The sequence below is a fragment of the Galbibacter pacificus genome, assembly GCF_029603165.1.
In the GTDB taxonomy this organism is placed as follows: domain Bacteria; phylum Bacteroidota; class Bacteroidia; order Flavobacteriales; family Flavobacteriaceae; genus Galbibacter; species Galbibacter pacificus.
Window position 1 is genome coordinate 545272 of sequence record NZ_JAQSVC010000002.1, and the last position, 15265, is coordinate 560536.

Here is a 15265-nt window from a genome sequence, read left to right on the forward strand (position 1 = left end):
AATGAAAGTATTAGCAAACGATGGTATTTCCCAAAGCGGAGTCGATGCCCTAAAAAGCAAAGGTTTTGAGGTTATTACCACAAAAGTAGCGCAAGAACAACTTGAAAACTACATAAACGAAAACAAAATAGATGCACTTTTGGTGCGTAGCGCAACCAAAGTGCGCAAAGATTTAATAGACGCCTGCCCGTCGCTTAAATTAATTGGGCGTGGCGGTGTTGGCATGGACAATATAGATGTTGCCTATGCAAAAGAAAAAGGACTTCATGTAATAAATACTCCTGCGGCTTCTTCTGCTTCGGTAGCCGAACTTGTTTTTGCTCATTTATATGGTGGTGTGCGCTATTTATACGATGCCAACAGAAATATGCCCTTGGAAGGAGAATCTAAATTTGGGCAACTTAAAAAAGCATATGCGGCCGGTACCGAATTAAGGGGGAAAACCCTTGGCATCATCGGTATTGGTAGAATTGGGCAGGAAACTGCTAAAATTGCCCTTGGCGTTGGAATGAAAGTGGTTGCTTTTGATCCTTTTATTGAAAACGTGAACATCGAACTAAATTTCTTCGATGGCCAAAAACTAAACTTCAACATAGAAACCGTTTCTAAAGAAGAAGTGTTGAAGCAAGCAGACTTCTTAACCCTGCACGTACCCGCCCAAAAAGAATATGTTCTTGGCAAAAAAGAATTTGGATTGATGAAAGACGGCATCGGTATTGTAAACGCTGCCCGTGGTGGTGTTATAGATGAAGTTGCCCTTGTTGATGCCCTAGACAGCAACAAAGTGGCCTTTGCAGGAATTGATGTGTTTGAAAACGAGCCCACGCCTGCCATTAAAGTATTGATGCACCCTAAAATCTCCCTTACTCCGCATATTGGTGCCGCAACCGGAGAAGCACAAGACAGGATTGGTGTAGAACTGGCAGACCAAATTGCATCATTGTTGAAATAAGGATGTAATACTTGATAATTTTTAAAAGTCTTTCAGAAATGAGAGGCTTTTTTTTGTATCTTGATGAAAATATTTATCAATTTAAAAAATAAAAAGTCATGTCAGGATTAGCATCTTTATTAGACAGCAGTATTGGCCGCCAGATAATTGGCGGCATCAGTAATGAAACGGGAACTTCCGAAGGGAAAACTTCAGATTTATTAAGTATGGCTTTACCTTTACTAACTGGAGCGATGAAAAAGAATGCCTCAACACCAGAAGGTGCACAAGGGCTTATGGGAGCTATCAACAGCAAGCACGACGGAAGTATTCTGGATAATTTAGGTGGTTTTTTTGGCGGTGGCGTAGACCAGTCGGCCTTAAACGATGGCGCCGGCATCTTGGGCCATGTTCTTGGCGGAAAGCAATCTTCCGTAGAAAATGCATTGAGCAGTAAAACGGGAATAGATGCCGGAACGGTAGGTAACATACTTAAAATGGCCGCTCCACTTATTTTAGGCTATCTGGGCAGACAAACAAAACAAAATAATATAAGTGGCTCCAACGATATGTCGAGTTTATTGGGAAGCATGCTTGGCGGCCAATCTCAAGAAAATCAAAGCCTTATCACTTCTTTAATCGATACCGATGGCGATGGAAGCGTTTTGGACGACGTTGCCGATATGGTTATTGGCTCCAATAAGAAAAAAGGTGGTTTGGGAGGCCTTCTCGGGAATTTTTTAAATAGTTAAGAAAAAGGGTTCCATCAATACCGCTTTTAGAAACATTAAGGGTCGGATGCCTGCATCCGACTTTTTTGTATCTTTATATAAAAGAGTTTTATATGAAGTATGTATTTGCAATTGTTGTTTTATCATTTTTGGCAGGGTCGTGCTCGGGAACGAAAAGCGCTTCAACTTCAACAAATACTGAAGATGAAATGGAGCTGGATATTTCTGAAGCCGAAAAAGAAGCTTTTAATGCCACAAATGCCGAACAGGACACCGTTAGAATAGCAAATGACAGTACAGAATATGAAATTATAGTTATCGATCCGGGTTATTATACTTGGCTCAATAGCATTGCCATGCCCGAAGGTTACTATTCGCAAGAATATATGGAGACCCGAAACAATATTTATGTTATTAATTGGAACCAAAGAGTGCTAAACCCGCAGCGGTACAATCCCAATTTATACGAAATGCAAATAAATTACAGTCCCAACATTGATTACGGTTACGAAGTAAACTACAAACTCTACAACTATTTTTTATATTTCCAAAGAAAGTACAATCAGCGATTGGGGCCTTTTTTCCCGAGGATCCGGTAACTTAACAACCAAAAAAACACCTGCATGATTAAAAAGCTGCTTATTTTATCGGGGTTTTTAATTAGCCTCCCCCTTTTTTCCCAAGAAAGCGAACCAATGATCCGTATCGCAGAAATAGAAATCAACCCTGCATATATTCAATCGTATCATAAAATCTTAATGGAAGAAGCAAACGCATCTTTAAAGCTGGAGTCCGGTGTTTTATCCATATTCCCAATGTATTATGCAAGCGATTCGACTAAAATTAGGATTTTGGAAATATATGCCGATAAAAATGCGTATTTGAGTCACTTAAAAACACCTCATTTTTTAAAATATAAAAACGAAACCCAAAATATGGTAATGTCACTTAATTTAGTTGATGTAAAAGCAATCGACCCGAAGATGATGCGTTTAATTTTCACCAAAACAGCCCATAAACAATAAAACAAAGCTATTTTAACTCATACCACTCCTCCACTATTAAATTTTCACGCCTCCCTTTATCTTCCGGGGCATAATGAGTTGCTAGATAATCCAAAATTATATCTTCTTGGTCACCTAGGTCCCAAAGGTTTTGTGTTTCTTGCATCCAGCGAATGGTAGCCAACCAACCATCTCGGCTCATTCTATTTTGGGTAACCAATTTTGCCGAGTGGCAATTGGTGCAATTCCCAATTACTTCATCAAGCCCATCCCCTGCTACAAAACCTGTTTCGGTATGTATGCCATCTTTTATATCATTACTGTTTATATTAACAATGGTGTCTTTTTCAACATCCGCTTCGGTTATTTCAGGTGATGATTTAAACAGCTTAATATCTGGATTTAAGGCCATAACCAATATAAAAATGCCAATAAAAAGGATTATTGAGCTTAGCCATACCAAACTGTTCGATAATGTTTTTAACTGCTGTAAAAAGTCTTCTTTTTTACTCATTTTAACTAACTTTTACGGCAATTCTATGACAGGCATTGTTTAAATACCCTTTTGGATTCCATCCAGGAAGCAACATGGGCTGGCTTTTTCCGTTGCTATCGGTGGCCTTTGCCCATACCTCGTAATATCCTTCCTGCGGAAAGGAAATATTGGCAGAAAATTGTTGCCAGGCCAAACGGTTCACAGGTGCTTTTAGTTCGCAAGCGTGCCATGTGCTGCCAAAATCAATGGAGTACTCCATTTTTGCCACTTCCAACTCCCCGGCCCAGGCATGGCCGTTTATGGTTAATTCTTGCCCCAATGTAAGTAGGGCTCCTGTTTTTGGGTAAGTAATTAAAGATTTTACGGGCATGGATTCTATAATGCACATGTCTTCATCGGCTACTTTTTCTCCCGGGGCAACAGGTTTACATGGCACACGGTATGCAGTGCCCATCATTTTAGTACCATCGTGAACTATGTTTCTTATACTTATCCTTTGCACCCATTTCCCAGAAACCGATGCAGGCCAACCTCCCGCTACCAAGCGCAACGGGTATCCGTGTGCCAATGGAATATCTTCCCCATTTAATTGAAAGGCCAGTAATGTTTCGTCCTGATATGCTTTTTCCATGGGGCATCCCCTTGAAATGGGTTCCTTGTCGGGACTCCTGCTTAAATGGATGTCGGCGGCATGGTAACCAATGTACACGGCATCGTTTTTTACGCCAACATCTTCCAGGACATCGCGTAAACGGATTCCGGTCCATTTGGAACAGTGCACGGCACCCACGCCCCATTGATTTCCTTTTGCGGGCGGATTAAACTCTTTACGGCCATTCCCCCCGCATTCCAATGTTAAATGATATGTATATTGTGGAAAACGGGTTTTTAATTCGTTAAGGGTGTATGTTTTCTTTTGTTTTGCAGATTCTCCGTCAATGGTCAAGGTCCATGTATCAACATCAATGGCTTCGGGTAATAATCCATTGTTTCGTATAAACATAAATTTATTGGGCGTTACCGCGTCGTTTAGTAAATGGGCCTTGGATTCTATGTTCCACGGGCGGTCGTTTAAAACTGTCATGTCCTTGTCGATACTGAACATTTTAAAAGGATCGGGATCCTGCATTAAAAGCGGAACATAGCCTTTTGGCATTAATTCCCCATAAACAATGCCAGTTCCGGCGGTTAACGTAAAAGAAGCCAATGCGGCCTTGCCAATAAATTCTCTCCTTCGCATGATTTTGATTAATTTCCCTAAAGATAGAAGTTCTGGAAAACTTGAAATATAAAAATGTAGAAAAATTTGACTTTCATTATGCTAATTATTTGAGTTATATTTGCTTTTGAAGAAGGGTTTCATGGAAAAATTAAAAAAACGTTGGGGAATTACCTCTAATTTCCAGATTGTTATAATATTTATTGTTTTTGCAATAACGGGCACCACATCTGCAAAAATTACAGGTCCTGTTACAGAATTTGTAGGTTTGCATCCCGATGCACTCCACCCCGTATTGTATTGGGTTGTTAGAATTTTGTTAATCTTCCCCATATACCAGGTTTTATTGGTTTTCTTTGGATGGATTTTTGGTCAGTTTAAGTTTTTTTGGAACTTTGAAAAGAAAATGTTGAACAAAATGGGAATTAAGATTAAATAACAAGTTGAAGCCGATACAAAACATACTTGTGGCATTTTTTTCTTTTGTGCTTATTACGGCACTGTTACTCCCTTCTGCCTTAAAGTTTTCGCACTTTTTCATAGAACATTCGCACGTTGAATGTAACGAACATTTAAAAACACATTTTCATCAAACAGATTTTGAGTGCCAGCTTTTTAAATTTCATCATACCAATCAGCTAAATTATACCCCTGAAGAAATAACTTTTCACGTTATAAAATTACCGTCAGAACAAAATTTCAACAACTATTTCTTTTTAAGTGAATTTCAACAGCTTCACTTCTCGTTACGGGGCCCCCCGCTTGTTTCATAAACACAACTAACATTTTTATATAATTACCCGATATGCATCATATGGGGTACAATTATATTTTTTTCATATTGCTGATAACTTCAGCATACATCAATATTATAAACATTAAATAATTTATGAAACAGATTGTATTGTCTATACTTTTTATAAGTATAACATCTATAATATACGCACAAAACAGCAAGCTTCAAGGAACAGTAACCGATGCCGATAACGGACAGCCAATACCTTTTGCGAACATTTATTTGCCACAATTGGAAAAAGGCACCAATACCGATGAAAACGGTACTTATGTTTTGGAAAACGTGCCTAAAGGAAATTATAAAATTGTAGTATCTACCATTGGCTATAAAACCTTTTCGCAGGCCATTTCGGTTGATAATAACAGTACGCACAACTGGACACTGCAACCTTCGGCCATAGAAATGGACGAAGTTATTGTTTCTACCCCCTTCCATAAATTACAAAGTGAAAATGTGATGAAGGTAGAACGCCAAAGCTTGGAACAGCTTAAAACAAAAGGAGCCATGACACTTTCAGACGGGATTACCAACATATCGGGTGTAGAGAGTGTTACCACGGGTGTTGGCATTGGCAAACCGGTGATACGCGGACTTAGCTCTAACCGTGTTTTGGTGTATACGCAGGGCATCCGGTTGGAAAACCAGCAGTTTGGCGGCGAGCATGGCCTCGGCATTAACCAGGCGGGTATAGAGAGTGTGGAAGTAATAAAAGGCCCGGCCTCACTTTTGTACGGCTCGGACGCTCTGGGGGGCGTTTTGTATTTAAACCCCGAAAAATATGCACAGCAAAATAAAACCGATGGCGATGCAAACATTAATTATTTTACCAATACCAATGGGGTAACCGCCAATGCAGGGTTTAAAGCCTCGGGAGATAAAATTAAGTTTTTGGTGCGTGGCGCATATGGTTCTCATGCCGATTATGAAGCCGGAAATGGCATTTATACTACTAATTCTAGATTTAATGAATACGATATAAAATCGGGGTTTGGTTATCAGGATTCTAAATTTAAAACCGATGTACGCTACAATTACAATAGATCCAACCTTGGTATTCCCGAGGAAATTGGCGTACAGAACAGGGACCGTGATTTATTATTGCCTTATCAGGAAATAGACAACCATATTATTAGTGCCAAAAACACCTTGTTTTTTAATAACAGTAGCCTGGATGTAACTTTAGGGTATATTGCCAATAATAGAAGGGAATATGAAGACCATCATCATCATGAAGAAGATGAACACGAACATGCCGAAGAAGGGGAAGAACACGAGCATGGCGATGAAGCTGCATTGGACATGAGGCTCCATACATTAAGTTATAATGTGTTGTACCACATACCAAAAATGGGAAATTTTGAAACCATTATTGGCGTTCAGGGAATGCACCAGACCAATGAGAATTTTGGAGAAGAAATGCTAATCCCAGATGCAACAACGGTAGATTTCGGGGTTATGGCAACCACGCATTACCATATGGAAAAAAGCGATATTCAATTAGGCCTTCGTTACGATACCCGAACTATAGACGGTAAAGAAACCGGGGAAGTGGGCGGAGAGTCTTATTTCCCTGAATTTGACAAAAACTTTAACAGCTTTAATGCTTCTGCGGGATACAGAGCCACGATTGCAGAAAAAATTATAGCACGTATTAATTTTGCTACAGGTTTTAGGGCACCAAATTTAGCCGAGCTGGCATCTAATGGAAACCATAGTGGCGCTAACAGATTTGAAATAGGAAATGTGGACCTTACCAACGAACAGAATTTCCAAACGGATGTTTCACTGGAATATGAAAACAAGCATTTTGAATTCTTTATAAATGGGTTTTACAATGCAATAAGCGATTATATTTATTTGGAGCCCACAGGCGATGAAATAGACGGGCAGCCAGTATATCAATATGTACAAAACGACAGCAGGCTGTACGGAGGGGAAGTAGGTTTCCACCTGCACCCCCACCCTTTTGATTGGCTTCATTTTGAGAGTAGCTTTGAAACAGTAACCGGGAAACTGGACGATACCGATGAATACTTGCCCTTAATCCCGGCAAATAAGCTCACCAATACATTTCGGGTGGAGATGAAAGACGGTGCATTAACAAAAAAATATGCGTTTTTAACATTACAGAATGTGTTCAATCAAAATAATGTTGGTACATTTGAAACTAGAACTGGTGGGTACTCGCTAGTAAATATCGGTTTAGGGGCTACAATAAATCCCTGGAATCAACCGTTATCCATAAAACTTACCGCCAACAACCTACTTGACAAAGAATACATTTCGCATTTATCACGGTTAAAACCTGATGGAATTTATAATATTGGAAGAAATATCAATATAGGCTTAAGTGTGCCTTTTTAATATAAACTTCTTTTATATATAGGATGGTAAATCCCCCTAACCTATATATAAACCCCGCAAAATATATTTATTTAGCGGGGTTTAATTTTTTTATGAAGTCACTACTTTTGCCTCTTTCCTTTTAATTACATAAGTATATAGCCAAGTAAGGGTAAATGTAGGAATAATGTCCATACCCGGTACCAGCTCCTCTATAAAGGTAATCGCCCCTGCCGATTGCCCTATCCGGCCTTTGTACATCCGTGTCATTAACCAACCGGAAATGGGTGCCCAGATAATATCTGAAAATTCCCCGATGCCGGGAATTGCAAACGAAAGCATCCCGATGGCATCAAATAAAAGTCCTAAAAATAATTTTTTGTACTTATTGTCTTTCATAGCTGTTATAATTTAAAATACATATGTATAAATAGTAACAATAAAAGTGCCAGAATATTATCCTAAGTCAGCGCTTATTAACTTTAAAAACTCATTCCGGGTCTCTATTTTCTCAAACTGGCCCCTAAATCCCGAAGTGGTGGTAACCGAATTTTGTTTTTGCACCCCGCGCATCATCATGCACATATGCGAAGCTTCAATAACCACCGCAACCCCCTGTGGTTTCAAGGTATTGTTTATGCATTCCAGGATATCATGCGTAAGCCGTTCTTGGACCTGGAGCCTTCGGGCATACACGTCTACAATGCGTGGCAATTTGCTTAAACCTACAATATAACCATTGGGAATGTAAGCTATGTGCGCCTTGCCAAAAAAGGGTAATATATGGTGCTCGCACAACGAATACAGTTCTATATCCTTAACAATAACCATTTCGTTGTAATCTTCCTTGAACATGGCTGTTTTTAATATTTCGGCCGCATCTTGATGATAACCCTGTGTTAAAAATTGCATGGCCTTGGCGGCCCGTTCGGGGGTTTTTAGCAATCCGTCCCGCCCTATATCCTCACCAAGATCAGTTATAATGTTTTTGTATTGTTCGCGCACGCTGTCGGTTACTTTTATATTGTATTCCTCTAAAGTTTTATATGCCATTGACGGTAAAATATTGATGTTAAAAAAAAAATCATTTAAAAATAAAAGATACCATTTTTTATGAAAATATAGCTAAAAATCACGAAGAAACCTTGCAGGGGAATCTACGCTAAATTGAATAAATAGACTTTTAAATTTTAACCATATAGCTGATGGGTTAGTCGCATATATCCCTCTCTGAAAATAAATTAGCCTCCCATTCAAAATAATTATCGTAATAACATTGTTTGTTTATCCCCTCCAAGCTGTAAGCTCCCACTGTAATAAGTGAGTTAATATCAAGGTATACCCAATCAAAAATTTTGCTGTTAAAAAACCTACTATTATTGTTTAATTTATCCATATAAGAATTAACGGAAATAAAGTCATCTACTTGATATATATGAACGATTTCATGTGCAATAACACCATTCAGCAAACTATTAGGCATCGTAGAATTATAAATTAATGTCCCGGCATAAGCCCTACCATAATAATCTAATTCAACACCTTTCTTGCTAGAAAATATCAAATTTCCCGTTCCCACAGATTTGAAAAAATCAAAAATTTCCCTTTTGTGCTACAATGAATGTTGAAGTAAGCGCAAACGGCATCACTTTAAAATAAAAGTTTCGTTTATCTTTTTTGGGGTGTAGGTTGTATTCAAAGCGGGCAAAACCTATGTTTAAATGCCATCTTTCCCAAAAATTAATGTTGGACGCTGCATTTTCGGTAATGGAAGTCTCCGCGGCATTTACCAGTTTACTGCTCCATGCATACAGCGGACTCCCGGTGTTTGCGTACCCTTGAATTATATTTTTACTGCCATAAATTACAGTGCCGCCAATGGCCCCTTGCCACAAACCGCGCAAAAAGGCATGCCCTAATTTTTCGTTTTTCTTTTTGTTGATGGCAGCTCCAACATCGCAAAAAAGAGAACTTCCAGCTACATTGTATGCTATTGCCTTGCTGTGATTGAAACTTTGCCCATTTAAATAAAATGATACACAAAGTAACCACAAAACGATACTTCTATACACAATGATAATTTTTTCTAAAAATAGAAAATATATTTAAAACAAAAATTATTTTCGGTTTATTGCTGATTTTTACGAACACCAACTTTATAAATATTCATCCATAAAAATGCGTTACTTTGTTTTTAAAAGGAAAAGAGGGTAAATTAGCACTCCAATAATTTAAGTGAATGATAAAAGCAACCGGTATCCATAAAACATTTGGCTCTCTTGAGGTTTTAAAGGGCGTAGACCTAACCATAGGTAAAGGGGAAATTATTTCCATTGTAGGCACTTCGGGTGCCGGGAAAACCACATTATTACAAATCCTTGGTACTCTGGACAAAGCCGATAAAAATAAAGCACTGCAACTTTTAATAAACAACACCGAAACCAGCAAGCTCAACGATAAAGAGCTGGCCAAGTTTAGAAATGAGCATATTGGTTTTATTTTTCAATTTCACCAGTTATTACCAGAATTTACCGCCCTGGAAAATGTTTGCATTCCTGCTTTTATAAAAAGCACTCCGCCCAAAGAGGCCGAAAAACGCGCTAATGAGCTGTTGGATTTTCTTGGACTTTCGCACCGGGTAAACCATAAGCCAAACGAACTTTCAGGTGGCGAACAACAGCGTGTGGCGGTGGCAAGGGCACTTATTAACAACCCGTCTATTGTTTTTGCCGATGAACCCAGCGGAAACCTTGACTCTGAAAGTGCCGATAAACTGCATAATCTCTTTTTTGAACTAAGGGATACTTTTGGGCAAACGTTTGTAATTGTAACACACAACGAAGAATTGGCAAATATGGCCGACCGAAAGCTTACCATGGTCGATGGGAATATTATTTAAAACTACTTGCATAAAAACAAAAGTGTCCGTTCTCGACATTAAAATCAAGAACGGACATATAATTTAATTTTATTATTGTAATTAAGGCGTTGGTTTTACCTTAATATAGCTCCCAATTGGTGTTCGAAACTTCCTTGGAGCTTTTTCATTACTTTATCAATTTGCTTGTCTGTCAAGGTCTTGTTGTCGTCCTGCAAGGTAAAGCTCACCGCATACGATTTTTTTCCTTCCGGAAGTTTCTCGCCTTGGTATACGTCAAACAAATTAATGTCCTTTAAAAGTTTCTTTTCGCTGTTTTTGGCAATGTTGTAGATTTCTTCAAAGCTAACTTTCTGGTCGATCAACAACGCCAAATCCCTTTTTACTTCTGGGTATTTAGCTATTTCAGTAAAGGAAATATGTTGCTGTTGTGCCAGTTCAATAACGGCATCCCACTCAAAATCGGCATACAAAACTTCCTGTTTTATATCAAAATGTTTTAAAATGCGGTTGCTTATCATACCAAAGGAAACGAGCTTCCTTTTTCCTATTTTATAGTTCAGGCCTTCAGAAAAAACATCGGAGGTAACGGGTTCCGACTTTGGCAATGGTAATCCCAAACGTTCCAATACCCGGTTAATGATGCCTTTTAAATAGAAAAAATCGCTTTTTTCGCTTTGCAGACGCCAACTTTCCCCATTTTGATTGCCCGTAATAAGAATGCTTAAATGTTTGTTTTCAACCCTTTTACCGTCAAATTGATGATATGTTTTACCAAATTCAAACAGTTTTAGGCTGTTGCTCTTTCTGTTGATGTTGTAACTTATGGCTTCCAGTCCACTAAAAAGCATGGACTGCCTCATTACAGAAAGGTCGTTGCTCAACGGGTTAAGCATATTAACGTTATAATCGGCTTTATTGTCGTTGCTTAGCTCCATATATTTTGGAGTGGTGAGCGAGTTTGCAAGGATTTCGTAAAATCCTAAAGAGGCCAATTGATTGCCTATTATGTTTTGAAGCTTGTAATCTTCAAACTTTGATGTCCCTGCAATGGAAGCGTTTAATTTTTGGGTGAATTCAATATTGTTATATCCATAAACACGTAAAATCTCCTCAATAACATCTACTTCCCTTTGAACGTCTACACGGTACGAAGGAATGGTGAGCCCGATTCCAGTTTCGGTTACATTGTTGATCTTAATTTCCAGGGAACTCAAAATTGACTTGATGGTTTCCGTGGGAATGTTTTGGCCGATAAGGCTGTTTACCTTTTCGAAGGTGAGAAAAACCTGAAAATCTTCAAATTTCTTCGGATAAAAATCTTCAGCATCACTTGAAATGGTACCGCCTGCAATTTCCTTTATCAAAAGTGCGGCCCTTAACAATGCATAATGTGTTGAACCGATATCGATTCCTCTTTCAAACCTAAAAGAAGCATCGGTATTTAAGCCGTGTCTTTTTGCGGTTTTTCTTACGGAAACAGGGTTAAAATAGGCACTTTCCAGAAATATATTGGTGGTGCTTTGGGTTACACCAGAATTTTCGCCACCAAAAACCCCAGCAATGCACAACGGTTTTTCTGCATCACAAATCATAAGGTCGTCTTCGTGCAATGTTCTTTCAATACCGTCCAACGTAGTAAATTTCGTGCCTTTATCCAGTGTTTGCACAATTATTTTATTGCCGTTTATTTTACTTCCATCAAAAGCGTGCAAAGGCTGCCCAAGTTCGTGAAGTACATAATTGGTAATATCTACAATATTGTTTTTTGGAGTAATGCCAATGGCTTTTAAACGGTTTTTTAGCCAGCTTGGAGATTCTTCTACTTTTATGCCCGAAATGGTAACCCCGCAATAACGCGGGCACAATTCTTTGTTTTTTACATCGATATCCATACGCAGGGTACGGTTGTCTACATGAAAACTACTTACCGATGGGGTAATAAGCTCCATGTTGATATCCTTTTGCAACAACCCCGCCTTTAAGTCGCGTGCAACCCCGTGATGGCTCATGGCATCTGCGCGGTTTGGGGTAAGGCCGATCTCGAACACGGCATCGGTTTCTATATTGAATATTTCTGCGCAGGGCGTTCCTGGAACAAGTGTTTCATCGAGCACCATAATCCCGTCGTGGCTTTTCCCAAGGCCCAATTCGTCTTCGGCACAGATCATTCCATGTGAAGCTTCTCCCCTAATCTTTCCTTTTTTTATTTCCCAAGGTTCCCCTTTTTCATCATACAAAACAGTGCCAATAGTGGCAACGGGTACTTTTTGCCCTTTATCTACATTGGGGGCCCCACAAACTATTTGTACAGGTTCGCCGGTACCGATATCTACTTTGGTAAGCTTTAAACGATCGGCATTTGGATGCTTTTCGCATTCCAGCACATGCCCAACTACAATACCTTTAAGGCCGCCTTTAACCGACTCGAAAGTCTCTACTCCTTCAACTTCCAGCCCAAGATCGGTTAGTAGTTCTGCGGTTTTATCTGTTTCCCAATCAAGTTGAATAAATTGTTTTAACCAATTATAAGATATTTTCACCTGTACTTATTGTTTTTAAATCCTACTTTGTTTTGTAAATCTTCCTGTTTAGGTGAATTTTATAAAGCCCTTTTGCTTTTTTGATGCTTCTTATAGAATCCCCCTTTATCCATAAAATACCCTTCTGCATCTTAATAGGTTATTTTATTTGAAGTGCAAAGATAATAATCCGCTTTATAATAGATAACCTTAACTTATATAATTCCAAATATTCTTGTGTTTTGCCAATTGCTGATATGTATAGCGCAGGATTTTGTTTTTTTCGAGCATTAAATTTTGATCTTCTTTCAAGGTTTTTACAGCATAGTACCGTGCTGTTTTTAAAATATCGTTATCCTTGACAATGTCGGCTATTTTTAGGTTTAGCACACCACTTTGCTGGGTGCCCATCAAATCTCCGGGTCCCCGGAGTTTCAAATCGACTTCTGCTATTTGAAAACCATCGTTTGTGCCCACCATGGTTTCGAGCCTTGTTTTGGAATCGCTGGACAATTTGTGCCCGGTCATTAAAATACAATAGCTCTGTTCTGCCCCCCGCCCAACCCTTCCACGGAGCTGGTGCAATTGCGAAAGGCCAAATCTTTCGGCACTTTCTATTATCATAACGGAGGCATTTGGCACATTTACCCCAACTTCTATAACTGTTGTGGCTACCATAATTTGGGTTTCGCCCTTTACAAAACGTTCCATTTCATAATCTTTGTCAGAGGATTTCATTTGCCCGTGCACGATAGATATTTGGTATTCTGGCTTTGGAAACTCGCGTTCAATACTTGCATAACCATCCATTAAATCTTTGTAATCAAGTTTTTCGGATTCCTGGATTAAAGGATAAACAATGTAGATTTGCCGCCCTTTTTTTATTTCATCCTTTATAAACCTAAATACTTTCAAGCGATTACTATCGTAGCGGTGTACCGTTTTTATGGATTTTCTCCCGGGCGGGAGCTCATCTATTACCGAAATGTCCAAATCGCCATACAAGCTCATGGCCAAAGTTCGCGGAATGGGCGTGGCCGTCATTACCAAAACATGTGGCGGGATGGCGTTTTTATGCCAAAGTTTGGCCCGTTGCGCCACCCCAAAACGGTGTTGCTCGTCTATAATGGCCAGTCCAAGGTTTTTAAACTGCACCTTATCTTCAAGCACTGCATGGGTACCAATTAAAATATGTAGTTCCCCATTTTCCAGTTGATCATGAATTTCCTTCCTTTCGGACGCTTTAGACGACCCGGTAAGCAGTTTTATGTTTACGCCAAGTTCTTTAACCAAAGCTTCAATACCGTTGTAATGCTGTTGTGCCAAAATCTCGGTGGGCGCCACCAAACACGCCTGAAACCCATTGTCTATGGCCAATAGCATTGTCATTAACCCCACAATGGTTTTTCCAGAGCCCACATCGCCCTGTAACAGTCTGTTCATCTGTGCATTACTCCCCAAATCGTTGCGTATTTCTTTTATTACCCTTTTCTGGGCATTGGTGAGCTCAAAAGGAAGGTGCTCGGCATAAAAAGTATTGAACAAAGTCCCGACCTGATCGAAATTAAAACCTTTTATTTTACTTTTCCTGCTTAAATTCTTTGAAATAAGTTGCAACTGAATGTAAAATAATTCTTCAAATTTTAGGCGGTATTGTGCTTTCGACAGTAATTCCTGACTTTGTGGAAAATGTATATTGAACAATGCCTTGCTCTTTGAAATAAGTTTTTGTTCTTCCAAAAGCTCGGCAGAAAGGGTTTCGTAAAATTTCCCGTTTGTTTCTACAAAAAGCTGTTGCATCAATTTATTTACCACCCTGTTGGTTATTCCTTTATTGGTAAGTTTTTCAGTAGAAGGATAAACGGGCTGCATGGCCGTACGGAGGCTTTTTTCATGATCTGCCAACAATTCCATTTCCGGGTGCGGCATGGAAAAGCCATTGTACCAATTGGTCTTCCCAAAAATAACATACGGCTGGTTTATTTTTAGGCTTTCGCGTATCCATTTATGGCCACGAAACCAAACCAGCTCCATTTGTCCCGTTTCATCCATAAAAGTGGCTACAAGACGTTTTCCCTTTTGTTGTTCAACGGTTTTTATGTGGGTTATTTTGCCAATTATCTGTACTTCTGCATTGTTTCGCTGTAACTCGTTGATTTTATAATACCGGGTTTTATCTATATAACGGTTTGGAAATAAGTTTATTAAATCTTGATAAGTATGGATTCCAAGTTCTTTACGGAGCAAATCGGCCCGGTTGGGGCCAACACCTTTTAAATAATCGATTGGGGTTTGTAATAAACTAGGATTCATAAACACGAAGATAGGAGTTAGTTGTAAAGTTT

At 39.1% G+C, this 15265-nt stretch carries 15 protein-coding genes; 7 read left to right on the forward strand and 8 right to left on the reverse strand.

The features are described 5' to 3' along the window. Window position 1 precedes the first annotated feature (1 nt). From PSF86_RS06890 to PSF86_RS06905, 4 genes are all read left to right on the forward strand, one after another. On the forward strand, window positions 2–952 hold the full coding sequence (locus PSF86_RS06890) for a D-2-hydroxyacid dehydrogenase (protein WP_277899321.1): 951 nt from the start codon (window positions 2–4) through the stop codon (window positions 950–952). Window positions 953–1050: 98 nt separating this feature from the next. After that, on the forward strand, window positions 1051–1683 hold the full coding sequence (locus tag PSF86_RS06895; protein ID WP_277899322.1) for a DUF937 domain-containing protein: 633 nt from the start codon (window positions 1051–1053) through the stop codon (window positions 1681–1683). 92 nt (window positions 1684–1775) lie between these two features. After that, window positions 1776–2261 carry a DUF6146 family protein gene (locus PSF86_RS06900; RefSeq protein ID WP_277899323.1) on the forward strand — a complete coding sequence of 162 codons (486 nt, stop codon included), beginning with the start codon at window positions 1776–1778 and terminating at the stop codon, window positions 2259–2261. A gap of 24 nt (window positions 2262–2285) precedes the next feature. Continuing rightward, on the forward strand, window positions 2286–2687 hold the full coding sequence (locus PSF86_RS06905) for a putative quinol monooxygenase (RefSeq protein ID WP_277899324.1): 402 nt from the start codon (window positions 2286–2288) through the stop codon (window positions 2685–2687). A gap of 7 nt (window positions 2688–2694) precedes the next feature. Here the strand turns inward: PSF86_RS06905 and PSF86_RS06910 are convergent, their stop codons facing one another. Beyond that, the gene (locus PSF86_RS06910) at window positions 2695–3180 is read right to left on the reverse strand and encodes a monoheme cytochrome C (RefSeq protein ID WP_277899325.1); all 486 of its coding nucleotides are present in this window, start codon (window positions 3178–3180) and stop codon (window positions 2695–2697) included. Between the two features lies 1 nt (window position 3181). Further along, the gene (locus PSF86_RS06915) at window positions 3182–4402 is read right to left on the reverse strand and encodes a sulfite oxidase (protein ID WP_277899326.1); all 1221 of its coding nucleotides are present in this window, start codon (window positions 4400–4402) and stop codon (window positions 3182–3184) included. 121 nt (window positions 4403–4523) lie between these two features. Here PSF86_RS06915 and PSF86_RS06920 point away from each other — a divergent pair, with 121 nt between their 5' ends. Further along, window positions 4524–4820 carry a DUF6787 family protein gene (locus PSF86_RS06920; protein ID WP_277899327.1) on the forward strand — a complete coding sequence of 99 codons (297 nt, stop codon included), beginning with the start codon at window positions 4524–4526 and terminating at the stop codon, window positions 4818–4820. 450 nt (window positions 4821–5270) lie between these two features. After that, window positions 5271–7541, forward strand: coding sequence for a TonB-dependent receptor (locus PSF86_RS06925; RefSeq protein WP_277899328.1), 2271 nt, complete (start codon window positions 5271–5273; stop codon window positions 7539–7541). 90 nt (window positions 7542–7631) lie between these two features. Here the strand turns inward: PSF86_RS06925 and PSF86_RS06930 are convergent, their stop codons facing one another. The 4 genes from PSF86_RS06930 to PSF86_RS06945 form a co-directional block, all read right to left on the reverse strand. After that, the gene (locus PSF86_RS06930) at window positions 7632–7919 is read right to left on the reverse strand and encodes a hypothetical protein (protein WP_407933311.1); all 288 of its coding nucleotides are present in this window, start codon (window positions 7917–7919) and stop codon (window positions 7632–7634) included. Window positions 7920–7976: 57 nt separating this feature from the next. Continuing rightward, window positions 7977–8573 (reverse strand): GTP cyclohydrolase I FolE, encoded by a 597-nt coding sequence (gene folE / locus PSF86_RS06935; RefSeq protein ID WP_277899329.1) that lies wholly within the window; start codon window positions 8571–8573, stop codon window positions 7977–7979. A 157-nt stretch (window positions 8574–8730) separates the two neighbouring features. Further along, window positions 8731–9099 (reverse strand): hypothetical protein, encoded by a 369-nt coding sequence (locus tag PSF86_RS06940; protein WP_277899330.1) that lies wholly within the window; start codon window positions 9097–9099, stop codon window positions 8731–8733. A gap of 13 nt (window positions 9100–9112) precedes the next feature. Next, a complete protein-coding gene (locus PSF86_RS06945) occupies window positions 9113–9592 on the reverse strand; it encodes a hypothetical protein (RefSeq protein WP_277899331.1) in 480 nt (159 codons plus the stop codon). Between the two features lie 167 nt (window positions 9593–9759). Here PSF86_RS06945 and PSF86_RS06950 point away from each other — a divergent pair, with 167 nt between their 5' ends. Further along, window positions 9760–10419: an ABC transporter ATP-binding protein gene (locus PSF86_RS06950; protein ID WP_277899332.1), complete on the forward strand. Its 660-nt coding sequence runs from the start codon at window positions 9760–9762 to the stop codon at window positions 10417–10419. Window positions 10420–10514: 95 nt separating this feature from the next. Here the strand turns inward: PSF86_RS06950 and pheT are convergent, their stop codons facing one another. After that, window positions 10515–12941, reverse strand: a complete 2427-nt coding sequence (gene pheT, locus PSF86_RS06955) for a phenylalanine--tRNA ligase subunit beta (RefSeq protein WP_277899333.1) — start codon at window positions 12939–12941, stop codon at window positions 10515–10517. Window positions 12942–13130: 189 nt separating this feature from the next. Beyond that, complete coding sequence (gene recG, locus PSF86_RS06960) at window positions 13131–15233, reverse strand: ATP-dependent DNA helicase RecG (RefSeq protein WP_277899334.1); 2103 nt, start codon at window positions 15231–15233, stop codon at window positions 13131–13133. Between the last annotated feature and the right edge of the window lie 32 nt (window positions 15234–15265).